General features: G+C 59.9%; 23 protein-coding genes. 16 read left to right on the plus strand and 7 right to left on the minus strand.

From position 1 onward, the window contains the following. Positions 1 to 46 precede the first annotated feature (46 nt). Both ACR1XU_RS05905 and rsmI read right to left on the minus strand, forming a co-directional pair. Positions 47 to 418: a YraN family protein gene (locus tag ACR1XU_RS05905; RefSeq protein ID WP_170615698.1), complete on the minus strand. Its 372-nt coding sequence runs from the start codon at positions 416 to 418 to the stop codon at positions 47 to 49. A gap of 1 nt (position 419) precedes the next feature. Next, positions 420 to 1277: a 16S rRNA (cytidine(1402)-2'-O)-methyltransferase gene (gene rsmI / locus ACR1XU_RS05910; RefSeq protein ID WP_480904216.1), complete on the minus strand. Its 858-nt coding sequence runs from the start codon at positions 1275 to 1277 to the stop codon at positions 420 to 422. Positions 1278 to 1365: 88 nt separating this feature from the next. Between rsmI and ACR1XU_RS05915 the strand changes: the two genes are divergently transcribed. The 3 genes from ACR1XU_RS05915 to murJ are packed head-to-tail and all read left to right on the plus strand — an operon-like array spanning position 1366 to position 6834. Next, complete coding sequence (locus tag ACR1XU_RS05915; protein ID WP_170681842.1) at positions 1366 to 2538, plus strand: penicillin-binding protein activator; 1173 nt, start codon at positions 1366 to 1368, stop codon at positions 2536 to 2538. Beyond that, positions 2498 to 5296: a [protein-PII] uridylyltransferase gene (locus ACR1XU_RS05920; protein WP_480904212.1), complete on the plus strand. Its 2799-nt coding sequence runs from the start codon at positions 2498 to 2500 to the stop codon at positions 5294 to 5296. The genes ACR1XU_RS05915 and ACR1XU_RS05920 overlap by 41 nt, the downstream gene beginning before the upstream one ends. Next, the gene (gene murJ / locus ACR1XU_RS05925; RefSeq protein ID WP_480904209.1) at positions 5293 to 6834 is read left to right on the plus strand and encodes a murein biosynthesis integral membrane protein MurJ; all 1542 of its coding nucleotides are present in this window, start codon (positions 5293 to 5295) and stop codon (positions 6832 to 6834) included. The genes ACR1XU_RS05920 and murJ overlap by 4 nt, the downstream gene beginning before the upstream one ends. Positions 6835 to 6838: 4 nt before the next feature. Here the strand turns inward: murJ and ACR1XU_RS05930 are convergent, their stop codons facing one another. Continuing rightward, positions 6839 to 7525, minus strand: coding sequence for a rhomboid family intramembrane serine protease (locus ACR1XU_RS05930; RefSeq protein ID WP_480904206.1), 687 nt, complete (start codon positions 7523 to 7525; stop codon positions 6839 to 6841). Between the two features lie 86 nt (positions 7526 to 7611). On the opposite strand from ACR1XU_RS05930, the gene trpS reads away from it, so the two are divergent. The 13 genes from trpS (at position 7612) to ACR1XU_RS05995 (ending at position 19190) form a co-directional block, all read left to right on the plus strand. Next, complete coding sequence (gene trpS / locus ACR1XU_RS05935) at positions 7612 to 8640, plus strand: tryptophan--tRNA ligase (RefSeq protein ID WP_170615686.1); 1029 nt, start codon at positions 7612 to 7614, stop codon at positions 8638 to 8640. Positions 8641 to 8698: 58 nt separating this feature from the next. Continuing rightward, positions 8699 to 9562, plus strand: a complete 864-nt coding sequence (locus ACR1XU_RS05940) for a branched-chain amino acid aminotransferase (RefSeq protein ID WP_480904203.1) — start codon at positions 8699 to 8701, stop codon at positions 9560 to 9562. A gap of 77 nt (positions 9563 to 9639) precedes the next feature. Continuing rightward, positions 9640 to 10095, plus strand: coding sequence for a universal stress protein (locus ACR1XU_RS05945; RefSeq protein ID WP_170615682.1), 456 nt, complete (start codon positions 9640 to 9642; stop codon positions 10093 to 10095). Positions 10096 to 10104: 9 nt separating this feature from the next. After that, positions 10105 to 10698 carry a DsbA family protein gene (locus tag ACR1XU_RS05950; protein ID WP_480904201.1) on the plus strand — a complete coding sequence of 198 codons (594 nt, stop codon included), beginning with the start codon at positions 10105 to 10107 and terminating at the stop codon, positions 10696 to 10698. Positions 10699 to 10767: 69 nt separating this feature from the next. Further along, positions 10768 to 11331, plus strand: coding sequence for a NifU family protein (locus tag ACR1XU_RS05955; protein WP_321250334.1), 564 nt, complete (start codon positions 10768 to 10770; stop codon positions 11329 to 11331). Next, complete coding sequence (gene tsaB / locus ACR1XU_RS05960) at positions 11321 to 11911, plus strand: tRNA (adenosine(37)-N6)-threonylcarbamoyltransferase complex dimerization subunit type 1 TsaB (protein ID WP_321250336.1); 591 nt, start codon at positions 11321 to 11323, stop codon at positions 11909 to 11911. Before ACR1XU_RS05955 ends, tsaB begins: the two co-directional genes overlap by 11 nt. Further along, complete coding sequence (locus tag ACR1XU_RS05965) at positions 11908 to 12321, plus strand: GNAT family N-acetyltransferase (protein ID WP_170681849.1); 414 nt, start codon at positions 11908 to 11910, stop codon at positions 12319 to 12321. Before tsaB ends, ACR1XU_RS05965 begins: the two co-directional genes overlap by 4 nt. Positions 12322 to 12479: 158 nt before the next feature. Further along, the gene (locus ACR1XU_RS05970; protein ID WP_170615671.1) at positions 12480 to 13478 is read left to right on the plus strand and encodes a BMP family lipoprotein; all 999 of its coding nucleotides are present in this window, start codon (positions 12480 to 12482) and stop codon (positions 13476 to 13478) included. 89 nt (positions 13479 to 13567) lie between these two features. Next, positions 13568 to 15097: an ABC transporter ATP-binding protein gene (locus ACR1XU_RS05975; RefSeq protein ID WP_170615669.1), complete on the plus strand. Its 1530-nt coding sequence runs from the start codon at positions 13568 to 13570 to the stop codon at positions 15095 to 15097. Position 15098: 1 nt separating this feature from the next. Then, positions 15099 to 16193: an ABC transporter permease gene (locus ACR1XU_RS05980; protein ID WP_480904195.1), complete on the plus strand. Its 1095-nt coding sequence runs from the start codon at positions 15099 to 15101 to the stop codon at positions 16191 to 16193. Next, complete coding sequence (locus ACR1XU_RS05985; RefSeq protein ID WP_480490855.1) at positions 16193 to 17161, plus strand: ABC transporter permease; 969 nt, start codon at positions 16193 to 16195, stop codon at positions 17159 to 17161. The genes ACR1XU_RS05980 and ACR1XU_RS05985 overlap by 1 nt, the downstream gene beginning before the upstream one ends. A 338-nt stretch (positions 17162 to 17499) precedes the next feature. Further along, positions 17500 to 18420: a sulfite exporter TauE/SafE family protein gene (locus tag ACR1XU_RS05990; RefSeq protein ID WP_170615663.1), complete on the plus strand. Its 921-nt coding sequence runs from the start codon at positions 17500 to 17502 to the stop codon at positions 18418 to 18420. A gap of 2 nt (positions 18421 to 18422) precedes the next feature. Beyond that, positions 18423 to 19190, plus strand: a complete 768-nt coding sequence (locus ACR1XU_RS05995) for a TIGR02186 family protein (protein WP_170825255.1) — start codon at positions 18423 to 18425, stop codon at positions 19188 to 19190. Positions 19191 to 19194: 4 nt separating this feature from the next. Here the strand turns inward: ACR1XU_RS05995 and ACR1XU_RS06000 are convergent, their stop codons facing one another. The 4 genes from ACR1XU_RS06000 to ACR1XU_RS06015 all read right to left on the minus strand — a co-directional run bounded on the left by ACR1XU_RS06000 (position 19195) and on the right by ACR1XU_RS06015 (position 22968). After that, complete coding sequence (locus ACR1XU_RS06000; protein ID WP_480904191.1) at positions 19195 to 19923, minus strand: SDR family oxidoreductase; 729 nt, start codon at positions 19921 to 19923, stop codon at positions 19195 to 19197. Further along, a complete protein-coding gene (locus tag ACR1XU_RS06005) occupies positions 19920 to 21452 on the minus strand; it encodes an ATP-dependent DNA helicase (RefSeq protein ID WP_321250349.1) in 1533 nt (510 codons plus the stop codon). Before ACR1XU_RS06005 ends, ACR1XU_RS06000 begins: the two co-directional genes overlap by 4 nt. Positions 21453 to 21512: 60 nt before the next feature. Further along, positions 21513 to 22151 carry an acyl-homoserine-lactone synthase gene (locus ACR1XU_RS06010; RefSeq protein WP_480813656.1) on the minus strand — a complete coding sequence of 213 codons (639 nt, stop codon included), beginning with the start codon at positions 22149 to 22151 and terminating at the stop codon, positions 21513 to 21515. 94 nt (positions 22152 to 22245) lie between these two features. Next, positions 22246 to 22968: a helix-turn-helix transcriptional regulator gene (locus tag ACR1XU_RS06015; RefSeq protein ID WP_480904186.1), complete on the minus strand. Its 723-nt coding sequence runs from the start codon at positions 22966 to 22968 to the stop codon at positions 22246 to 22248. Positions 22969 to 22972 lie beyond the last annotated feature (4 nt).

The raw sequence follows: 22972 nt of genomic DNA on the forward strand, positions 1-22972 counted from the left end.
TTCTCGCCTGATACATGGCGCAGAGGGGCAGGGGGTTCAATGGCGATCAAACCTGACCGAAGGCGTTTTCGATGATTTGAACCGCTCCGCTCGCGTCGACCAGAGCCGCGTCAAAGCGGACATTCGTCAGTTGCCCATTGGGTTCATGCTCCAGAAACTGGGCTGCGGAGGTGTAGATTCGGCTGATCTGGCGGGGGCTGATCCGCGCTGCGGCCTTTTCAAAACTGCTGCTTTTCTTGACTTCTATGAAGACGATACCGTCCGCATCGCGTGCAATCAGGTCGATCTCACCACCGGCCCCGCGCCAGCGACGGTGAGTGATTGTGAAACCACGCCGCTCATAATCAGCCGCGACGCACAGTTCCGCAGACTGACCCGCGTGGTAGGAAACTGACCCCCTGACCGAACGACTGGCCATTTCACTCCTTCCCGAGTTTCAGAGCCTTCTGATAGAGGGGGCGGCGCGGCAGTTTGAACATCTGCGAGACAAGATCAGCCGCGTCCCGAACCGAATGGGTTTCCAAGGCTCTTTTCAGAGCCTCTTCTACGTCAGAGTCCTTAATGTTTTGCGAATGGCCGCGATCAACCAGCAAGACAACTTCGCCCTTTACGGTTTCGCCGCGATAGGCTTCGGCCAGATCCCCAAGCGTGCCGCGCCGGACCTCTTCAAATTTCTTGGTCAGTTCGCGGCACAGCGCGGCCTGACGGTCGGGTCCAAGACCCTCTGCGAGATCGGACAGGCTGGCGGCGACGCGCTTTGGTGATTCGTAGAACACCAGCGTACCGGGTATGTCGCGCAGCGCCTCGATCCGGCTGCGGCGCGCGCCCGAGGCATTGGGAAGAAAGCCTGCAAAAAAGAACGCATCCGTGGGCAAACCGGCAAGCGTCAAGGCCATCAGAGCCGCAGAAGGTCCGGGGGCACAGGTCACGGAATGCCCGGCCTCGGCCGCCTGTCGTCCAAGATCGTAGCCGGGGTCGGCAATCAGCGGCATCCCGGCTTCGGATGCGTAGGCCACCGACAATCCCTGCGCCAGCGCGTCCAGGATTTTCTGGCGCGCGCCTGCACTGCTGTGGTCGTGGTAGGCCTGAATGCGCCGCCCTTCCAAGGGGATTCCATGAATTTCCATCAGGCGCCGCAGGCTGCGGGTGTCTTCGGCGGCGATCATGTCAGCCGAGGCCAGTACATCCAGCGCCCTGAGCGTGATGTCGCGCGCCGTTCCGATCGGAGTGGCAACAAAATACAATCCCGCGCCTAATCTGACCTTCTGGAAATTCAAAGCTGGACCCTCACTGCATGACGTTTATTATCGCGGCTCAATAGAATAGCAGCGTTCCAAGCCGCCGGATCAGGGAGTTTTCATTTAGATGTTTACCGTTTGCAAGCCCGTTCGCAAGTTGGCGAAATCCGCCGTAGTCCTCGCCACTGCCGCGCTTCTGGCCGCTTGTGAGCCCGGCGGTCTGGGCGGGGGTCCTTCGATCAACGCATCCAAACCGGTGCCTGTCGCCCTACTGGTTCCACGCGGATCGGCGCAATCGGGGGATGCGGCATTGGCCCAAAGCCTTGAAAACGCCGCCCGTCTGGCCATGGCTGATCTTCAGAATGTGCAGATTGATCTTCGGGTTTATGACACTGCAGGAAACGCGGGTATCGCCGGCACGGTGGCCAAACAGGCCGTGGATGACGGTGCGAAGATCATCATCGGCCCGGTTTACGCGCAGGCAGCCAATGCCGCCGGTTTGGCCGTTCTGGACAAAAGCATCAATGTTCTGTCCTTTTCCAACAACACCAGCGTCGCCGGTGGAAACGTGTTTGTGCTGGGACCGACCTTTGAAAACACGGCTGGTCGGCTGGTGAATTACGCGGCCCAGCAGGGCAAAACCGGAATGGTCGTCGTTCACAGTAACGATGGGGCAGGTCAGCAGGGCCAAACCGCCATTATTTCGGCCCTCAGCACAAGCCGGGTCAACAATGCGGGTTCGGTTGGATTTGACCGCTCGCAGCAGGGCGTCATCGGCTCGGTTCCCACGATTAAGGCGACGGTCGATGCAACTGGGGCCGATTCGATCTTTCTGACGGCGACCACCGCCGGTGCCTTGCCGCTGTTCAGCCAGCTGCTGCCCGAAGCCGGCATTTCCCCGGCCACGACGCAATTCATCGGGCTGACACGCTGGGATATTCCGCCGCAAACACTGGAATTGCCGGGTGTGCAGGGCGGCTGGTTTGCCTTGCCGGATCCGGCAAAGGCACAAGCCTATCGCCAGCGGTACAATGCGACCTATGGCGAGGCACCGCACCCGATCAGCGGTTTGGCCTATGATGGCATCGCGGCCATCGGCGCATTGGTCGGGCAGGGGAAATCGGACGCGCTGACAGGTGCCGCCCTGACCCAGAACGCTGGGTTTCAGGGCGTTGGCGGCATCTTCCGTCTGCGATCGAACGGAACAAATGAACGTGGTCTGGCGGTTGCCACGATCCAGAACAAACAGGTGGTTGTGATTGACCCTGCTCCACAAAGCTTTGCAGGCGCCGGTCTCTGAGCCTGAAGGCAGCCTGATCTGCCCGGCAAACGAGATTTTTGACAGCGAGGGCGTCAGTGCCCGTTTGTCCGAAGCCTTCGATAACTGCAATGACAATGCTGAAATGCGCGCGGAAACCGTGCGCGTTTTGCGTGATGCGCAGAAGGCCGGACGCACGGCCATCGCCAATGCGTTTGCGGAGCAACCCTTTGCCGCGCGACCACTGACGCGATCGTACACCTACCTGACGGACCAGTTGGTCGGAACCGCGATGCTGGTCTCCGGCAGATATCTTCACCCGTTGGCCAATCCGACCCAGGGTGAAAAGATCGCGGTTCTGGCGGTCGGAGGGTATGGCCGGGGCGAGATGGCCCCTTCATCCGATGTCGATCTGCTGTTTCTGACCCCCTACAAGATCACCGCGTGGGCCGAGAGCGTGATCGAATCCATGCTCTACATCCTTTGGGATCTGCGATTGAAGGTCGGGCATTCATCGCGCACGATCCGGGATTGCCTGCGTTTGGGGGCGGATGATTTCACGATCCGCACTTCGATGCTCGAGCAGCGGTACCTTGCCGGGGACAGGGAATTGGCGACGGGGCTGGAAGAGCGCCTGAAAGCCGACCTGTTCAAGGGCAGCGAGCGTGAATTCATCGAAGCCAAGTTGCAAGAGCGGGACGCACGACACCTCAAGCAGGGCCAGCGATATATGGTCGAGCCCAATGTGAAAGAGGGTAAAGGGGGTCTGCGCGATTTGCAGTCATTGTACTGGATCGCCAAGTACATCTATGGCGTTCACGACGTGGCCGAGCTTGTTCCGCTTGGCTTGTTTACACCTGATGAATTCAAGGGCTTTGTCGAGGCCGAGGAGTTCCTGTGGGCTGTCCGGTCGCATCTGCATCTGATCACGGGTCGCGCGACCGAGCAGCTGACCTTTGATCTGCAGGTCGAGGTTGCCGACCGCATGGGCTATCAGGACCGCGCCGGTCGGCGTGCGGTCGAGGTGTTCATGCAGCGATATTTCCGCGAAGCAACGCGGGTCGGAGAACTGACGCGGATCTTTCTGACCAAGCTGGAGGCAGCGCACGTAAAAGGTGCGCCGCTGCTGGAACGCATCTTTCGCCGCCGCCGCCGTGTCAAATCAGGCTACACGGTGGTGCATGGCCGGCTGGATGTTGGTGACCCGGACAAGTTTCTGTCTGACAAACTGAACCTGCTGCGTCTGTTTGAGGAGGGGTTGCGGACCGGGATGCTGATCCACCCGGATGCAATGCGCCTGGTCACGGCCAACCTGCATCTGATCGACGATGAAATGCGCAATGACAAAGAGGCGCAGCGCATCTTCCTCGATCTGATGCTGAAACACGGCAACCCGGAACGCGCCCTGCGCCGGATGAATGAGCTTGGTGTGTTGTCGGCCTTCCTGCCCGAGTTCGAGCCTATCGTGGCGATGATGCAGTTCAATATGTATCACAGCTATACGGTGGACGAGCACACCATACAGTGCATCGTCAACCTGGCGCAGATCGAACGCGGAGAGTTGGTTGAATCGCTGCCGCTCGCCTCGTCGATCCTGAAAGGGGGCGTCAATCGCAAGGTTCTGTATGTGGCGCTGCTGTTGCATGACATTGCCAAGGGGCGGCCTGAAGATCACTCGATTCTCGGCGCCCAGATGGCCCGCAAGATTGCGCCGCGTCTCGGGTTGAACAAGTCAGACACCGAAACGGTCGAATGGCTTGTGCGTTATCACCTGCTGATGTCGGACATGGCACAAAAACGCGATATCTCCGACCCGCGCACGGTGCGCGATTTTGCCAAGGCGGTGCAGACAGTCAAACGGCTGGACCTTCTGACGGTGCTGACGGTTTGTGACATTCGCGGCGTCGGCCCAGATACATGGAACAACTGGAAGGCTACCCTGTTGCGCGCGCTGCATGCCGAAACAAAACGCGCGCTGGAAACGGGGATGGAGGATCTGAACCGGGCCAACCGCGGGGCCGAGGCCAAGAAGGCACTGCGGGTTGCGCTGGACGACTGGTCCAAGGCCGACCTGAAAACCGAAACCGGACGGCACTACGATCCTTACTGGCAGGGTCTCAATCTTTCGACCCACATCGAATTTGCCGAGATGCTGCAGGCTTTGGAAACCAGCGGCGACCCCGGAGCGATGGAAATCCGCCTGCACCCGGACGAAGACCGCGATGCCACCCGCGCCTGTTTCGCCATGGGCGATCACCCCGGAATTTTCGCGCGGATCGCCGGCGCGCTGGCGCTGGTCGGGGCCAACGTCGTGGATGCACGCAGTTATACGACCAAGGACGGCTATGTGACCGATGCGTTCTGGATACAGGATGCCGAAGGCCACCCATTCGAAGCCAGCCGCCTGCCGCGCCTGACCCAGATGATCCACAAAACCCTCAAGGGTGAGGTGGTGGCGCGCGATGCGCTGAAATCGCGGGACAAGATCAAGAAACGCGAACGCGCCTTCAACGTTCCGACCCACATCATGTTCGACAATGACGGGTCTGAAATTTACACGATCATCGAGGTCGATACCCGCGACCGCCCCGGTTTGCTGTTCGACCTGACCCGAACCCTAGCGGCATCCAACGTGTATATCGCCAATGCTGTGATCGCGACCTACGGCGAACAGGTGGTCGACACCTTCTATGTCAAGGATATGTTCGGGTTGAAATACTATTCGGAAAGCAAACAGCGCGGGCTGGAAGCCAAGCTGCGCAAAGCGATCTCCGAAGGCGCCGAGCGCGCGGCCTCATGAAGCAGATCCGCCTGTTTTCGGGCCTGTTCACGGTCGGCTTCTGGACGCTTGCCAGCCGCATCCTTGGATTTCTGCGCGAAATCCTTCTGGCGGCCTATATTGGTCCGGGACCGGTCATGGATGCATTTGTCGCGGCCTTCCGCCTGCCCAACATGTTCCGCCGCTTCTTCGCCGAAGGCGCGTTCAACGCAGCGTTTGTTCCGATGTTCTCAAAGCGCCTTGAGGGCGGCGAGAACGCACAAGAGTTTGCGCAGGACGCCTTCAACCTGCTGGCGTTGGCTGTGTTGGCGCTGGTCGGCCTCGCCATGGTCTTCATGCCCGCGCTGGTCTGGGTCACGGCCGAGGGCTTCTATGGCGACGAACGTTTCGATCTGGCGGTGGATTATGGGTATATCGTCTTCCCCTACATCCTGTTCATGTCGCTGGCGGCCTTGTTTTCTGGCGTCCTGAACGCGACGGGCCGGTTTGCCGCCGCTGCGGCCGCGCCGGTGTTGCTGAACATCTTTGCCTGTTCGGCCCTTATTCTTGGTGCTGTATCCGGGGGCGAAGTCATCCGCTGGCTGCTGGCGGTCATTCCGGCGGCCGGTGTCGCACAGTTGGCGCTGGTCTGGGTCGCAACCGAGCGCGCAGGTATCCGTATTCGTCCCGGGCTTCCCAAGCTCAGCCCTGAGATGCGCAATCTGGTCCGTGTCGCGGTTCCTGCTGCATTGGCGATGGGCGTGACGCAGGTCAACCTGGTGGTGGGCCAGTTGGTGGCGTCGAAAACCGAAAAAGCCGTCAGCTGGTTGTTTGCCGCGGACCGGCTGTATCAGCTGCCGCTGGGCGTCGTGGGCATTGCGGTGGGCATCGTTTTGCTGCCCGATCTTTCGCGCCGCTTGCGCGCGGACGACAAGGACGGCGCGCGCAACGCCTTCTCCCGTGCGGGCGAATTCACGCTGCTGCTGACCATTCCATCGACCGTGGCGTTTGTGATCATGCCCACGCCGCTGGTGTCGGTGCTGTTCGAACGGGGCCAGTTCGGCCCCGAAGACACAGCCGCCACGGCGCTGGCCGTTGCGATTTACGGGGTCGGCCTGCCAGCCTTCATGCTGCAAAAACTGCTGCAACCGCTGTTTTTTGCCCGTGAAGACACCCGCACGCCGTTTCACTACGCTGTGGTGGCCATGATCGTGAATGCTGCCCTGGCCTTTGGCCTGTATCCGGTTGTGGGCTGGATCGCGCCCGCCATTGCGGCTTCGGCTGCCGGGTGGGCGATGGTGGCGCTTCTGGCCATCGGCGCACGCCGGATGGGGGAAGAGGCCCGCTTTGACGCCCGCTTCAAGCGCCGTGCTTGGCGAATCGTCGCGGCTTCGGTTGGAATGGGCGTTGTGTTGTTTGTTGCGCTGCACCTGTTCGGCTGGGTCTTTGCCCTGCCAGGATGGCGTTATCCGGCCCTGTTCCTGCTGATTGCGATTGCCGCGATCACCTATTTCGCGCTGGGCCACCTGTTGCGGGCTTTTGAAGTATCGGAATTCAGGCGCGCCTTGCGCCGGTCCTGATCCGTCAGTCGCGCCGGATGCGCCCGACAATCCGGGCCCATCCGCCCGGGGCCAAAAAGAATGACAGGCCAAAGCCGGTGGCAAACCCGCCCAGATCGGCGACCCAGTCGGACGTGCCGCCAAACAGCAGGCCGAACAGCAGTTGGATGCCCATCAGCACGGCAATCAGGCTGAAAGCGCGTGACTGGTTTTCGCCGACCAGCGACAGTTTGCGCCACAGCAGCCATGTGAACGCGCCGATCAGACCGTAGACCGGTGGGAACCCGCCGACCAGCGGGTAGCGTGGATCCAGGATCAGCGCATAGGCCAGTGCACCGCCGACACCTGACAGCACAAAGATCAACAGCATGGGAAAGCCGCCAAACACCTCAGCCACCATTTTGCCCATGGCCAGCACGAACACGCAGACAAAAATGGCCTGCGTGAAATTGGCCGAGACAAAGGGATAGGTCACGAACCGGACAACATGTTCGAAGGGCCACCGCCCGTTTTGAACCATCCAGTCGAATATGTCCGGCGAGAAGGCATAGCTTTGCAGCGCGTCCAGCCGCCATCCGACAGCCGAAGGTCCGCCGACGATCCCGCGCGTACCAAGGGAAAACGCCAGTTCAATCCCCATGATGAACAACACCAGCGCCACAACGACAGGCGGCAGAGGGTTCACGGCAGGTGTATATTGTTCGCTGCTCATTGGGCGGGCCTTTCGCGGCTGTTGACGTCCCTTGACCTCATGGGTAAGCGACGGGGGCCGATTTTTCCAGACGGGAGTTCCCTTCGATGACCGAAACTCAATTCACGCCGCGCGTGTTTTCCGGCATCCAGCCTTCGGGAAACCTGCACCTTGGCAACTACCTCGGTGCGCTCAAGCGTTTTGTGGATATGCAGGGCCCTGAGTTCGAGACCATCTATTGCATGGTCGACCTGCACGCGATCACCGTCTGGCAAGACCCGGAGCGTCTGCGCGAAAAGACCCGCGAAGTCTGCGCGGGTTTCATCGCCGCCGGTCTTGATCCGGAAAAGTCGATCCTTTTCAACCAGAGCCAGGTGGCCGAACACACGCAGCTTGCGTGGATCTTCAACTGTATCGCCCGGATGGGCTGGATGCAGCGGATGACGCAGTTCAAGGACAAGGCGGGTAAGAATGCGCAAAACGCCTCGCTGGGTCTGTTTGCCTATCCTGCGCTGATGGCGGCGGACATTCTGACCTATCACGCAACCCATGTGCCTGTGGGAGAGGATCAGAAACAGCATCTGGAACTGACCCGTGACATCGCGATCAAGTTCAATCACGACTATGGAGTGGATTTCTTCCCTGTGACCGAACCGGTCATCGGTGGTGCTGCGCCGCGCGTGATGAACCTGCGCGACGGAACGCGCAAGATGTCGTCTTCGGATCCGTCCGACATGACCCGGATCAACATGACCGATGACGCCGACGCGATCGCCAAGAAGATTCGCAAGGCCAAGACAGACCCGGATGCGCTGCCGTCCGAGATCGACGGGCTGGCAGAACGCCCGGAGGCGCGCAATCTGGTAAACATCTATGCCGCCCTCAGCGACCAGACTGCCGAGCAGGTTCTGGCCGAAGCAGGCGGCAAGCAGTTTGGCGAGTTCAAACCGATGCTGGCCGAACTGGCGGTGTCGAAGCTGGCGCCGATCTCGTCCGAGATGGCCCGACTGATGGGCGAAGAGGCCGAGATCGACCAGATTTTGGCACGGGGCGCCGAGAAGGCCCGCGCGATTGCATCTCCGATCCTGCAGCAGACCTACGAAATCGTGGGCATGGTCGGCGCCAAACAGGGCTGATTACGCTGGACGTTGCCTCAACGCCTTCCTAGGTTTGCCAAAAGCTAGGGAGGGCGCCATGGCAGTCGGCAAGAATATCCGTACCTATTTCGAGGGTCAGTGGCATGACGGGGATGCCCCGATCATGCGCGCGGCCGATCACGGTGCGTGGCTGGGATCGTCCGTTTTTGACGGGGCGCGGTATTTTGATGGCATGGCCCCGGATCTTGAGGCGCATTGTGCCCGCGTGAATCGCTCGGCCGAGGCGCTTATGCTGACGCCATTCGTAACCACTGATCAAATGATCGGGATCGTCCGCGAAGGCTTGAAAAGCTACAGCCCCGATGCCGCTGTCTATATCCGTCCGATGTACTGGGGTATCGATGGCGACGCGACCGCGATCGTACCGCAGGAAAACAGCACCGGTTTTGCGGTCTGTCTGGAAGAAATTCCAATGGCGCCCGAGACCGCGTCGGCAACGCTGGGCACCACACGATTCCGTCGCCCGGTTTTGGAATCCGCAGTCGTGAACGCCAAGGCCGGCTGTCTTTACCCCAACAACGCCCGGATGTTGCAGGAGGTGCGCGGAAAAGGGTTTTCAAATGCGCTTGTCACCGACGCCCTTGGACATGTGGCGGAAACCGCAACGGCCAACATTTTCATGGTTCGCGACGGCGAGGTGTTCACACCCACCCCAAATGGAACCTTTTTGGCCGGGATCACGCGCGCCCGTCATATCAAGAACCTGAGGGCGGACGGCGTCACTGTGCACGAAGCCATCCTGAGCTTTGATGACTTCCACAACGCTGACGAAGTGTTCATGACCGGGAACATGAACAAGGTCACACCGGTCACGGCACTGGAAGATACCCGGTATCAGGTCGGCCCGATTTCCCGCCGCGCCCGTGAGTTGTATTGGGATTGGGCCACCAGCAACCGCTAACACGTCAATGCGGCGCGCTTCCGAGTTGCCAGTATCCCCACTGTCGGGCATGATCCCGGAAACAAAAGAGGATACAAATGCGTAAGTTCCTGGTCATACTTGACGACAGCCGCGAATGCCTGAATGCCATGCGTTTCGCGGCAATGCGTGCGGCGCATACCGGCGGAGGGGTAACGGTTCTGTCGGTCATCCCTCCGGATGAGTTCAACCACTGGATCGGTGTGGCGGAAGTCATGCGGGAAGAAGCGCGCGAGCGCATTCACGCACATTTCGAGGTGTTTGCGAAATGGATGCGCGACAAGCAGGGTATCGAACCCGAACTGGCCATCCGCGAAGGCGATCCGGTGCCGCAGATCATTGAACATGTCCAGTCGGACCCTGAAATCGGGGTACTTGTTCTGGGTGCGGGCGTCGAAAAGAAAGGGCCCGGTCCGCTGGTGACGCAACTGACACGCAATTCCGGCAGTCTTCCGATCCCGATCACCATCGTGCCCGGGGATCTGAGCAAGGAAAAGCTGGAAGCTATTACCTGAGGCCCCAACATGACCCGCCGTATCCAATTCTGGTTCGAATTTGCTTCGACCTATTCCTATCTCAGTGCGATGCGGGTTGAACAGGTGGCGGCGCAAAAAGGGGTTGCCGTGGATTGGCAGCCCTTTCTTCTGGGCCCGATTTTCGCCGCGCAGGGATGGGACAATTCTCCGTTCAATATCTATCCCGCCAAAGGGCGCTACATGTGGCGTGACATGGAACGTCTGTGCAAAAAGCGCCGGTTGGCTTTCGTGCATCCGAACCCTTTTCCCCAAAACGGAGTTCTGGCCGCCCGGCTGGTTCTGGCCATCGAGGATCAGGACCAAAAAGCGGCATTTGTGCGCGCTGTGTACCAAGCAGAATTTGCCGACGGGCGCACAATCTCGGACGAAAGCGTGCTGGCTGATTGTCTTGTCGTTGCCGGGTTGCGCAGCGATATGATTGCGCGATCAAAGGATCCGGCTATCAAGGAAGCTTTGTTCGAGCAGTCCAAGCGCGCTCAGGCCCTGGACCTGTTCGGGGCGCCCAGTTTTGTAGCAGGCGACGAGCTGTTCTGGGGGGATGACCGGCTGGAGGATGCGGTCGATTTTGCCAGTACGATTTAGAATCGTTCCAAATCTTGACTTCCACGGCGCCTGCCCGCATATCAGGTACAACCCAACCGGAGCCGCGCCATGTTCATTCAAACCGAATCGACGCCCAACCCTGCAACATTGAAATTCCTGCCCGGCCAAACCGTTCTGGAAGCGGGTACGGCAGACTTCCCAACGGCCGAAGCTGCCCAGAAGTCACCCTTGGCCAAGCGGATCTTTGAGGTGAACGGCGTTACCGGAGTTTTCTTCGGCAATGATTTTGTAACAGTCACGAAGTCTGACGACGTGCAGTGGGATCACATCAAGCCCGCAATTCTGGGCGCGGTGATGGAACACTACCAGTCCGGTCAGCCGGTTATGGGCGCAGACGCCGCAACCGCTTCGGGGCACGCCGAACATACCGGCGAGGACGCGGAAATCGTCAATCAGATCAAAGACCTGCTGGACAGCCGCGTGCGTCCGGCCGTGGCGCAGGATGGTGGGGACATCACCTTTCACGGCTTTGACCGTGGGGTCGTATATCTGCATATGCAAGGCGCCTGTGCGGGCTGCCCATCGTCGACACTTACCCTGAAAATGGGGATCGAGAACCTGCTGCGTCACTACATCCCCGAAGTGACCGAGGTGCGCCCGGTTGCCGTCTGATCCGACCATACTGGCATTCGACACATCGGCCGCGCATTGCGCGGCCGCTTTGTTGCGGGACGGCGAAATCGTGACCTCCTGCGCTGAACCCATGACGCGCGGCCAGGCGGAACGCCTGATGCCGCTGCTGCACGAGGTTCTGGCCCTGGGCGGGTGTACTTGGGCGGATTTGGATGCGATCGGCGTTGGCATAGGTCCGGGCAATTTCACCGGAATCCGAATCTCGGTTTCTGCCGCGCGCGGTTTGGCGCTGGGCCTGGGAATTCCGGCTGTCGGCGTGACGGGATTCGATGCTCTGGCCGAATTTGCGCCTCAGGGCAGCATCCCTGCGATTCGCGCGCCGCGAGAGCAGGTTTATGTTTCCTTGCATGATTCTGGCCCGGAACTGATCGGCCAAGAGACGGCAGAAACGTTTGGAGCCCTGGTTCTGAACGACAACGCGGATTTGCAAGCCCGCGCGATTGCCCGGATTACGTCGCGTCGCTGGCAGTCTGTATCAGGGGCACCAGCGCCGCTCTATATCCGTGCGGCCGATGCGGCCCCGTCGAAAGATCTGCCTCCGGTGTTGCTGGACGAATGAAACCGCAGGATCTTGCAAGGACGCATGCCGCGGCTTTTACCCGAGCCCGCCCGTGGAGCGCCCAGGAGTTTTGTGATCTTCTGGAAAACAGATTCACGCATGTTGTTGGAAATGAACGATCATTTGCCGTCATTCAGGTTATTGCCGATCAGGCGGAGCTTTTGACGATTGCAACTCACCCGGCCTATCAAAGGCAGGGGCTTGCAAGGCAATGCATGAAAGACTGGCACAACAAGGCAAAAAAACTGGGTGCCACTCATACTTTTCTAGACGTAGCGGCCGACAATTTGCCGGCAATTTCCCTTTATCAGAGCTGTGGTTACAAGGTCTGCGGCCTGCGTAAGGGGTATTACCTTCATGAAAACAATCAGAAGCTCGATGCAATCCAAATGGAATGCCGCCTGATCTGAAGGCAGGCAAGTTTTTTACCGATTGGTCAAATTAGCGGTTGACCATGGCTGTTGCAAACGGCCTTAATTCCCGCCATCACAACAGTTATGCTCGCTCTGAGTGGGTAAAGGGGGCTATCTTGGCTCCAGCCGACAAAAAAACAAAACGGGAGTAACCAATGACCCTGATGAAATCCTTGATGGGTGCCGCAGCCGCAGTCGCGATGACAGCGGGTGCCGCAATTGCAGAACCGGCCCTGATCTTTGACCTGGGTGGTAAGTTCGACAAATCGTTCAACGAAGCGGCCCATAACGGCGCGTCACGTTGGGCCAATCAGACCGGCGGTACCTACCGCGAGATCGAGCTTCAGTCCGAAGCCCAGCGCGAGCAGGCCCTGCGCCGCTTTGCCGAAGCCGGTGCCAACCCGATCATCACCATGGGTTTTGCAATGGCCGATCCGCTGTCTGCTGTTGCAGGCGACTATCCGGACACCAAGTTCGTCGCGGTTGACGTAACCTGGCTGGACGCGCCGAACATCCGTCAGATCGGCTTTGCCGAACATGAAGGCTCGTATCTGGTCGGCATGATGGCCGCGATGGCGTCCAAGTCCGGCACCGTCGGCTTTATCGGCGGCATGGACATTCCGCTGATCCGCCACTTCGGTTGCGGCTATGCACAGGGCGCCAAGGCTGTGAACCCGGACATCAACGTGGTAGCCAACATGACCGGCACCACCCCGGCCGCCTGGAACGACCCTGTAAAGGGTTCGGAACTGACCAAAGCCCAGATCAGCCAGGGCGCTGATGTGATCTATGCGGCTGCCGGCGGCACCGGTGTTGGTGTTCTGCAAACTGCGGCGGACGAAGGCATCCTGTCGATCGGTGTGGACAGCAATCAGAACCACCTGCACCCGGGCAAGGTTCTGACATCGATGCTGAAACGCGTGGACGTTGCTGTTTATGAAGCGATGAAAGCGGGTGAAGACCTTGAAACCGGCGTATTCGCCATGGGTCTGGCCGAAGACGGAGTTGGTGTCGCAATCGACGATAACAACCGCGAACTGGTACACCCCCAGATGGCTGATGCCGTAGAAGCTGCACGTCGTGGCATCATCGACGGGGACATCTCTGTTGTCAGCTACTACGAGAACGACAGCTGCCCGGCGCTGCAGTTCTGATATCGCATGGGACGGGGGATTTTATCTCCCGTCCCAACTCACTCTGCCGCTGTTTGACTACGCGGCCCTTCGGCAATTGAGGGCAAGACATGACCGTCCCCGCCATTGAGCTCAAAGGGATTTCCAAAGCCTTTGGGCCGGTTCAGGCCAACAAAGACATTTCCATCAGCGTCGCCCCCGGCACGATCCACGGGATCATCGGTGAAAACGGTGCGGGCAAATCCACGCTGATGAGCATCCTATACGGGTTTTACAAAGCCGACAAAGGCGAGATCTGGATCAACGGGACAAAGACCGAAATCCCTGACAGCCAGGCCGCGATTGCCTCGGGGATCGGGATGGTGTTCCAGCACTTCAAACTGGTCGAGAATTTCACCGTTCTGGAGAACATTGTTCTGGGCGCTGAAGACGGCGGGCTGCTGGCCCCGTCTTTGTCCAAGGCGCGCAAGGAACTGAAAGCGCTGGAAGAAGAGTACGAACTGTTCGTGGATCCGGACAAACGCATCGACGAGATCGGCGTGGGCATGCAACAGCGTGTCGAAATCCTGAAAGCCCTGTATCGCAAGGCCGAGATTTTGATTCTGGACGAGCCGACCGGCGTTCTGACCCCGGCTGAGGCCGATCAGCTGTTCCGCATCCTTGACCGTCTGCGGGCCGAGGGGAAGACCATCATCGTGATCACGCACAAGCTGCGTGAGATCATGGAGAACACCGATACGGTCTCGGTCATGCGCCGCGGGCAGATGACTGCGACGGTCAAGACTGCCGACACCAGCCCCGAGGAACTGGCCGAGCTGATGGTTGGCCGGAAGGTCCTGCTGCAAGTCGATAAAGTGCCCGCCCAGCCCGGCAAACCGGTGCTGGAGATCGAGAATCTGCGGGTGAGCGATCAGGCGGGTGTCGAGCGCGTCAAAGGTATTGATCTGACGATCCGTGCCGGTGAGATCGTCGGCATCGCCGGTGTTGCTGGCAATGGTCAGTCCGAATTGCTGGAAGTTCTGGGCGGAATGCGACCGGGGCAGGGGTCCATCAAGCTGAACGGCACCCCGCTGGCGCTGAGCGGGCCGGGTTCGGACGGGCGCGCGCGCCGCGATCAGCACATCGCGCATGTCCCCGAAGACCGGCAGCGCGAAGGTCTGATCATGAATTTCCACGCTTGGGAAAACGTCGCCTTCGGCTATCACCGTGACCCCGCCTACAAGCGCGGCATTTTCATGGACAACGCTGCCCTTCGGGCAGATACCGAGGCCAAGATCGAGAAATTCGACGTTCGCCCACCGAACCCGTGGCTGACAGCCAAAAGCTTCTCGGGCGGAAACCAGCAGAAAATCGTCGTTGCCCGCGAGATCGAGCGCAACCCCGACCTGCTGCTGGTCGGCCAGCCCACACGCGGTGTGGATATTGGTGCGATCGAATTCATTCACAAACAGATCGTCGCCCTGCGCGATCAGGGTAAGGCAATCCTGCTGGTCTCGGTCGAGCTGGAAGAGATCTTCTCTTTGTCCGACCGGATTGCGGTGATGTTTGACGGACATATCATGGGCGAACGTCTGCCCCATGAGACAGATGAAAAAGAACTGGGCCTGTTGATGGCCGGTGTGGCGGGAGAGGCCGCGTAGTATGGAAAAAATGCCCAAATGGGCCGATGTCGTCCTGATCCCGCTGATCAGTCTGATATTGGCCGCAATCCTCTCGGCACTGGTCATCCTGGCCATCGGTGAAAACCCAGTCGAGGCCGTGAAGCTCATGGTTTCCGGCGCGCTTGGGTCGACCTATGGCTGGGGTTACACCCTGTATTACGCGACGAACTTCATGTTCACGGGGCTGGCGGTGGCCGTCGCCTTTCATGCGCGCATGTTCAACATCGGCGGCGAAGGACAGGCCATGCTGGGCGGCCTTGGGGTTGCCATCGTCTGCCTCTATGTCCCCTGGCCACACTGGAGCATTGCCCTTCTGGCCGCCTGCGCCGCGTCAATGGTTTTCGGTGCGGCATGGGCTGCGATCCCGGCCTATCTGCAGGCCAAGCGCGGCAGCCATATCGTGATTACCACGATCATGTTCAATTTTATCGCAGCGGCGGTTCTGAACTATGTTCTGGTCAATGTGATGCGCCCCCCGGGGGCGCAGGATCCGGCGACCGCCCGGTTCCCCGAAGCCGTTCATCTGCCTACGTTCCAGTCCATGTTCTCGACGGCCGAAAACGTTCTGTTCAAAGGTGCCCCGGCCAACATCACCTTCTTTGTGGCCGTTCTGGCCTGTTTCGTGGTTTGGGCGCTGATCTGGCGCACTCGACTTGGCTATGAAATCCGGGCCTATGGTCATTCGGAAACCGGGGCTGTCTACGCAGGCATCTCACCCGTGCGCATAACCATCATCGCCATGCTGATCTCGGGCGGGCTGGCGGGTCTGATGGCCATCAACAACGTCATGGGCGAGGCAGAGCGGCTGGTTCTGAACTCGACCGAGGGTGCGGGTTTCATCGGTATCGCGGTGGCGCTCATGGGGCGCTCTCATCCGTTCGGGGTGTTTCTGGCGGCGATTCTTTTTGGCTTCCTGTATCAGGGCGGGGCCGAGTTGGCGTTCTGGACCAGTATTCCGCGCGAGTTGATCGTTGTGATTCAGGCGCTGGTGATCCTGTTCACCGGCGCGCTGGACAACATGGTTCGCATGCCGCTTGAAAAACTGTTCCTGGGTATGCGGAAAGGAGCTGAGTGATGGACACATTCCTGATCATCATCCAGGTCCTGGATTCAACCATCCGCCTTGCAACACCGCTGCTGCTGGCCTGTCTGGCCGGGCTCTATTCCGAACGGGCGGGCGTCTTTGACATCGGACTAGAAGGCAAGATGCTGATGGCGGCTTTCTTTTCCGCCGCCGTGGCAGCCGTGACCGGGTCGGTCTGGCTGGGCTTGTTGGCAGGTGTTGCCGCATCTTTGGTTTTGTCCGCCCTGCACGGCGTTGCGTCGATCACATTCCGGGGCAATCAGTTGATCTCGGGCGTGGCGATCAATTTTCTGGCGGCGGGGATGACCGTTCTTGTGGCGCAAAGCTGGTTCCAGCAGGGGGGGCGAACACCTTCACTGATCGGCGGCGGACGGTTTGGACCGATCGAATTTCCCTTTGCCGAAGCACTAAGCGGTGTTCCGTTCATTGGCCCGATTTATTCCGAGTTGCTGTCTGGCCATTCGATTCTCGTCTACGTCGCCTTTCTGATGGTGCCTGCCACTTGGTGGATCCTGTTCCGCACCCGGTTCGGCCTGCGACTGCGCGCCGTGGGTGAAAACCCCGCGGCGGTGGATACGGCCGGTGTTTCCGTTGTGGGGCTTCGCTATGCCGCTGTTGCCATCTGCGGCCTGCTTTGCGGGATCGCCGGTGCCTATCTGGCCACCGCGCTTCAGGCGGGGTTCGTCAAGGACATGACGGCCGGGCGTGGCTTTATCGCGCTGGCGGCCCTGATCTTTGCGAAATGGAGACCCTGGCACGCGATGGGGGCCTGCCTTCTGTTCGGTCTGCTTCAGGCCATCGCCCTGCGATTCCAGAACATCGATCTGGGTGGGGTTGTCATACCGGTGCAAGTCATGGACGCGTTGCCCTATATCCTGACCGTGGTGATCCTTGCCGGGTTCGTGGGCAAGGCCGTGCCGCCACGCGCCGGGGGCGAACCCTACGTAAAGGAACGCTGATAGGTCCAGTTCGGACTAGTATCTCAGTCCTGTTCGCTGCAGAGCGGCATGCAGAGTTGATTTTGCATGTCGCACCCGCTCTAAAGGGGTATGCAAACGCCCCCTTTCATAACCCGGTCTGCAGACAGGCTTTTTTCGCTTTCCGAATCCTCGGACTCTGGCTCCGGGATTGTTGTGCGGGTCGGTCTGTCTTTGCCGCAGGTGGGTCATAAACAGAGATTGTTCGCCCAGAACGCTGCCAAGACCGTGCCGGTGCGTCGCACTTGCGGCCAGACCCATTGCAATAAGACGGGCTTTGTCACATTACACGAACACACCCAGCCCGTTTAGAGAACATCATGCAGATTTATCTTCCAATCGCCGAAGTATCCGTGAACGCCTTTCTGCTGTTGGGTCTGGGCGGAATGGTGGGCATTCTTTCCGGCATGTTCGGAGTTGGCGGCGGGTTCCTTATGACCCCGCTGCTGTTCTTCATCGGCATCCCTCCCGCTGTGGCAGTTGCGACCGAGGCCAACCAGATCGTGGCGTCGTCGTTCTCTGGCGTGTTGGCGCATTTCCGGCGAAGGACCGTGGACTTTCGAATGGGCACCGTGTTGCTGACCGGAGGTCTGATCGGCGCGGCGCTGGGCGTTGTGGTGTTCAACTACCTCAAAAGCCTGGGTCAGGTCGATTTGCTGGTTACCCTGTGTTACGTCGTGTTTCTGGGTGTCGTCGGTAGCCTGATGTTCATCGAAAGCCTCAACGCGCTGCGCAAGTCGAAGAAGGCCGGAGGTTCGCCTCCCAAGCGACGTCAGCGCGGCTGGGTTCACGCCATGCCGCTCAAGATGCGCTTTCGGACTTCGGGCCTGTATATTTCGGTCATTCCGCCGGCGCTGGTCGGTCTGTGCGTCGGCGTGCTGTCCGCCATCATGGGCGTGGGCGGCGGGTTCATCATGGTGCCTGCGATGATCTACCTGCTGGGTATGCCGACCAAGGTCGTTGTGGGAACATCGCTGTTTCAGATCATTTTCGTGACGGCGTTTACAACAATGCTGCATGCCACCACGAACTACACCGTTGATGTGGTCCTGGCGGTGCTTCTGCTGGTTGGTGGCGTTATCGGGGCGCAGATCGGCACTGTTATCGGATCGCGCATGCCGGCCGAGCAGTTGCGTGTTCTGCTGGCGGCCCTGGTGCTTGCCGTATGTGGAAAACTTGCGCTGGACCTGTTGCTTCAACCCTCCGAGTTGTACTCGTTGGGCGATGCGGGAGGACACTGATCATGATGCGTTATCTGATCGCCGTTCTGTGCCTTATCTGCCTGCCCGCGCATGCAGAGGATGAGCAGGTTGTTCTTGGCCTCAGCCAGGACCGGGTTGCAATCACAGCAAACTTTGACGGTTCCGAAATTCTGATATTCGGGGCGGTCAAGCGCGAAGCGCCGATCCCGCCGGGCCCGCCGCTGGAAGTGATTGTTGCGGTTGCCGGGCCATCCAGCCCTGTAACGGTGCGAAGAAAAGAAAAGCGGCTGGGTATCTGGGTGAACACCGACAGCGTGTTGGTCGATCTGGCACCCAGCTTTTATGCCGTTGCAACCAGTTCACCGCTGAATTCCATCCTGTCGGACGTAGAAGACCTGCGCCACCGGGTTTCGATCGAACGTGCCATCCGGTCGGTGGGTGCCGCGATGCATATTCGCGGCGCGCAGGACTTTGCGGATGCGGTTGTTCGAATTCGCGAGCATGAGGGACTTTACTCGATCCGAGAAAACACCGTGGCTGTGGATGAGCAGACCCTGTTCAGAACCTCGATCGACATGCCTGCAGACTTGACCGAGGGCGACTATGTCGCGCGCATTCTGCTGACACGCGGCGGAGAGGTTGTTTCCCAATTCGAGACGGTGATCGACGTGCGCAAGGTTGGACTTGAACGGTTTCTGTTCAACATGTCCCGCCAACAGCCGGTCTGGTACGGTCTGATGTCGCTTGTCATCGCGATCTCGGCCGGGTGGGGCGCCTCGACCGCGTTCAGATTGCTGCGCGAGAAGTAAACCTTTAGCCCCGGCCGATGTAAGGCATCGTGGTGGCCATCACCGTCATGAACTGAACATTCGCCTCGGGCGGCAGCGAAGCCATATGCAACACAGAGCGTGCCGCATCCTCGACAGACATAGTCGGGTCCGGGGTCGTGCCTTCTGCCATCGCCGTGTCGACCAGGCCCTGCACTATTTGCGTGCGCGCGTTGCCGATGTCGATCTGGCCGCAGGCAATTCCAAAGCTTCGCCCGTCCAATGACAGGCTGCGGGTCAATCCGGTGATCGCGTGCTTCGTCGCCGAGTAGTGGACCGAGTTGGGACGCGGGACATGGGCCGCTATCGAACCGTTGTTGATGATACGCCCGCCTTGCGGCGACTGATGGCGCATGATGCCAAAGGCCGCCCGGGCACACAGGAACATCCCGTTGAGGTTCACGTTGACCGAGTTGTACCAGTCGTCCAGCGCGATCTCGTCAATGGTTCCGCCAGGCGCGAAGATGCCCGCGTTGTTGAACAGCACGTCCAGACGGCCAGCCTGTTTGGTGAAGGCATCGAAGGCGGCGTCGACTGCGTCCGCGTTCGTTACATCGGCAACCAATGGGACAGCGTTTTCGTAAGCCTCTGACAATGCCGTCAGAACATCGGCACTGCGCGCCAGAAGGCCGACGCGCCAGCCTTCTTCCAGAAACAACTCGGCGGTTGCCCGGCCGATACCGGAACTTGCGCCGGTTACGATGATGGTCTTCATGTGTCTTCAGCCTCCAGAACCAGAGAAGCCGCGGGCGCTGTGCGCAGGTCATCAACGCGCAGCGGATGAGTCGGCTTGGACAAGCGGTTGCGCACGACCCAGATCAGCCGTTCCTGCGCGCGGGTAATGGCCACATAAGCCAGGCGCTTCCACAGGGGTTGTCCCGCCTCGGTACGACCCATTCTGGCGGCAGCGTAGATATCGGGCGCAAAAACCTGCACCGTGTCCCATTGCGACCCCTGCGCTTTGTGAATCGTCACGGCAGCACCATGCAGGAAGGTTGCCCCCATGCGGGCGGCATAGGGGATAAACGGTTCTTCCTCGTCCGGTTTCTCGATCTTGACGATCGAGGCGGCGCTGACCTGTGGGTCTTCAGCCCCCATCACATGCAGACGTGAAAAACCCGGTTTGCGCCCCGGACCCAGATAGATGACCTGTGCGCCCTTGATTAGGCCGCGCGCTTCCAGATCCAGCCGCTTCTTGCGGTGTTTCAGCGGCAGTTCCAAACCGTCGCAGATCAGGGGTTCACCTTCGAGCAACTCGGTGTCGGGGGCGCCGTGAACATGCCGGAAGGCGTTGATCAGGCGAATGCGCGTGGCGTTGCGCCAGACCAGAACCGGGCTGCGCGCCATCAGGTCAACCTCGACCCGCTGCCCCCAGACGACGCGGTCATCCTGCCGGGCGGTCTGCTCGACCAGCCTTTCGAAATCCTCGAACCCCATCGCCGGGTCCGCCAAGGCATGGGCAAGATCCAGAATCGGGTTATCCGCATCCTGCCGGTGCACCCGGTGTAGTGTCAGCTTCCGAGGCTCGGGCAGAGCTTCGAATACCATGCTGCCGGACTGGTTCACAGGCGCAAGCTGGGCCGGATCTCCGAACAGCAGCAGGGTGGGAAAAATCTCTTTCAGGTCCTCGAACTGCCGGTCATCCAGCATCGAGGCTTCGTCCACAAACCCGATATCGAGCGGTTCGTCCCGGCGTTTCCACCCGGTAATGAAATCCGAACCCCGGAGCCCGGCAGCGGCTAGCGCCCCGGGGATGGATTTGTTGTTGGCATAGAATGCCGCTGCCCGATCCAGCGCCTCATCCGTCAGCCCCTCGATTTCGGGGCGTTCGTCATTGCCTGCCAGCCATTCGGCAATACGCTCATATTCCGGGTCGTATACAGGCGTGTAAAGGATGCGGTGGATGGTTGTTGCGGGAACCCCGCGCAGGCGCAGAACGCTGGCCGCCTTGTTGGTCGGGGCCAGAATGGCAAGGCTGCGCTTGTCCTTTGACTTACGGCTTTCAAAGTCGCCGGACACGATCTGAACACCGGTTTCGGCCAGCGCCTTGAACAATTCAGCCAACAGCAGTGTTTTGCCTGACCCGGCCTTGCCGATCACGGCCATCGTTTCTGTCTTTCCACCTCCGGGCGGCCTGAGCAGCGCGTCATCGTCAAGGTCAACGCCCGCCGATTTCAGCATCTCGGAAATGCTGTCATAGGCGGCGGCCTGATCATCGGAAAAGGTAACAAGAGGCAAGGACATGGCGCGACCCTACAGGGCCGCGTCAGTCACCACCAGACGCGGAGTCCGCTTTTCACGAATTCAGGCCGAAAGCGCGAACCGATGTTGCGCACTGCCCCCGAACGCTGCACGAAACCACAGCCGGGACAGGTCTCGGGAAACCCCCGCCCGTTCAGCCACCCGGTTGCAGTCCTCGGCTGAATAGGGCCACAGCCCGACCGAGATCTGATCCCGGCCCTTGCCCTGCGACCCCAGCACCACCGGCGAAGACCCTATCAGACGGTAGATCCGGATCATCCTTGCGTCGAAGACACCGGCAATATGGGTCAGGCCAAATCCTTCCATCACTTCGCCACCGCTCAGCATTATGGCACCTGCCGTGTGCGGGCTGGCATTGCGCGACAGGCAGAACCGCGTAACCTCCCAGATCAGCGGGCTGCGGATAGGACTGCCGCCCGTCAGATGACCAAAGACATCGTTTACCATGACCGGGCCGGTTGTCGGCAGTATCCGCATCGAACCGCCATGGCTGCCATCGGGTTCTTCCCAGATGACATAAAGCGGGTTCAGATCGTCATACCGATCCCGTTCTTCGCCGTTTTCGTCGACATCAACATCCCACCCCAGCCGGGTCTTGAACTGATCGGCGCGGTCCAGAAACATCCCCTTGGCCAGTTTTGGAAATTTATGCAGTTCGTCAGCATATACATAACGCAACATGACTTGTTCCCCTCGTCGTCCTGTGCAGGAACGAATGGGGTACAAACCCGTGGTTAATTTCCGGTTTGGTGACCGCGCGTTGCTTAAGTGGCTGTTAGGACTCGCCGTTCTGGTTTTCCCGGCTATGCGCCTCACGGTCTTCTCGGATTCGGGCCAGTGCTTGCCGCAGCAAGGGAACGCGATTGGGGCGAAAGCTTTCTTCCGTGATCTTCATGTCCTGCATCCGGTCCAAGCGGAAAAACCGGAAATCCCGGCGCAGGTGGCACCAGCTCAGCAGAATACTGGCCCGATCCATATAGACGATGCTCAGCGGATTGACGCGCCGCGTGGTGGCATCGCCTTTTGCATCGGTATAGGCGAACTCGACCGTGCGTTCATCCCACGTGGCCTGCCGCAGATCAGGGACATGAATCGTGGGCGTGGCCGGGCGGTCAAAACGTGTTGCTGTCAGCACCGCATGACTTAGCCTGTGGGACTGGCGCTGTGGCAGGCGGCCCTGCAATTTGCGCAGCGCCGCGCTGGCTGCGTCGGACAGGGCAGGGTCCCCGATCTGCTGCACTTCGCGCAGGCCAAGAACAAGGGCTTCAAGTTCATCATCGGTAAAACCGAGCGGGGGCAGGGTCGCGTCTTCGATCAGGGTGAACCCAAATCCGGCCTCTCCGTCGATGACCGCGCCAAGGCCGCGCAATGTGTCGATGTCGCGGTGAACCGTACGGGCCGAGACACCAAGATCCTGCGCCAGTTGTGAGGACGTTCTGGGAGACGGGCCCGAGCGCAGGGCCTGCATCAGTTGGAACAGTCGGGTGGTTCGGGCCATGATG

Source organism: Ruegeria sp. D1(2025) (assembly GCF_056536425.1).

Excerpts from the sequence above, each read along its gene's own strand:
- murJ (WP_480904209.1), top strand. The coding sequence starts at position 5,293 with ATGAAGCAGATCCGCCTGTTTTCGGGCCTGTTCACGGTCGGCTTCTGG.
- ACR1XU_RS05975 (WP_170615669.1), top strand. The coding sequence starts at position 13,568 with ATGACCGTCCCCGCCATTGAGCTCAAAGGGATTTCCAAAGCCTTTGGG.
- ACR1XU_RS05965 (WP_170681849.1), top strand. The coding sequence starts at position 11,908 with ATGAAACCGCAGGATCTTGCAAGGACGCATGCCGCGGCTTTTACCCGA.
- ACR1XU_RS06015 (WP_480904186.1), bottom strand. The coding sequence starts at position 22,968 with ATGGCCCGAACCACCCGACTGTTCCAACTGATGCAGGCCCTGCGCTCG.
- trpS (WP_170615686.1), top strand. The coding sequence starts at position 7,612 with ATGACCGAAACTCAATTCACGCCGCGCGTGTTTTCCGGCATCCAGCCT.
- ACR1XU_RS05955 (WP_321250334.1), top strand. The coding sequence starts at position 10,768 with ATGTTCATTCAAACCGAATCGACGCCCAACCCTGCAACATTGAAATTC.
- ACR1XU_RS05950 (WP_480904201.1), top strand. The coding sequence starts at position 10,105 with ATGACCCGCCGTATCCAATTCTGGTTCGAATTTGCTTCGACCTATTCC.
- ACR1XU_RS05915 (WP_170681842.1), top strand. The coding sequence starts at position 1,366 with ATGTTTACCGTTTGCAAGCCCGTTCGCAAGTTGGCGAAATCCGCCGTA.
- ACR1XU_RS05995 (WP_170825255.1), top strand. The coding sequence starts at position 18,423 with ATGATGCGTTATCTGATCGCCGTTCTGTGCCTTATCTGCCTGCCCGCG.
- ACR1XU_RS06005 (WP_321250349.1), bottom strand. The coding sequence starts at position 21,452 with ATGTCCTTGCCTCTTGTTACCTTTTCCGATGATCAGGCCGCCGCCTAT.
- ACR1XU_RS06010 (WP_480813656.1), bottom strand. The coding sequence starts at position 22,151 with ATGTTGCGTTATGTATATGCTGACGAACTGCATAAATTTCCAAAACTG.
- ACR1XU_RS05985 (WP_480490855.1), top strand. The coding sequence starts at position 16,193 with ATGGACACATTCCTGATCATCATCCAGGTCCTGGATTCAACCATCCGC.
- ACR1XU_RS05945 (WP_170615682.1), top strand. The coding sequence starts at position 9,640 with ATGCGTAAGTTCCTGGTCATACTTGACGACAGCCGCGAATGCCTGAAT.
- ACR1XU_RS05990 (WP_170615663.1), top strand. The coding sequence starts at position 17,500 with ATGCAGATTTATCTTCCAATCGCCGAAGTATCCGTGAACGCCTTTCTG.
- ACR1XU_RS05970 (WP_170615671.1), top strand. The coding sequence starts at position 12,480 with ATGACCCTGATGAAATCCTTGATGGGTGCCGCAGCCGCAGTCGCGATG.
- ACR1XU_RS05980 (WP_480904195.1), top strand. The coding sequence starts at position 15,099 with ATGGAAAAAATGCCCAAATGGGCCGATGTCGTCCTGATCCCGCTGATC.
- ACR1XU_RS05930 (WP_480904206.1), bottom strand. The coding sequence starts at position 7,525 with ATGAGCAGCGAACAATATACACCTGCCGTGAACCCTCTGCCGCCTGTC.
- ACR1XU_RS05905 (WP_170615698.1), bottom strand. The coding sequence starts at position 418 with ATGGCCAGTCGTTCGGTCAGGGGGTCAGTTTCCTACCACGCGGGTCAG.
- ACR1XU_RS05940 (WP_480904203.1), top strand. The coding sequence starts at position 8,699 with ATGGCAGTCGGCAAGAATATCCGTACCTATTTCGAGGGTCAGTGGCAT.
- ACR1XU_RS06000 (WP_480904191.1), bottom strand. The coding sequence starts at position 19,923 with ATGAAGACCATCATCGTAACCGGCGCAAGTTCCGGTATCGGCCGGGCA.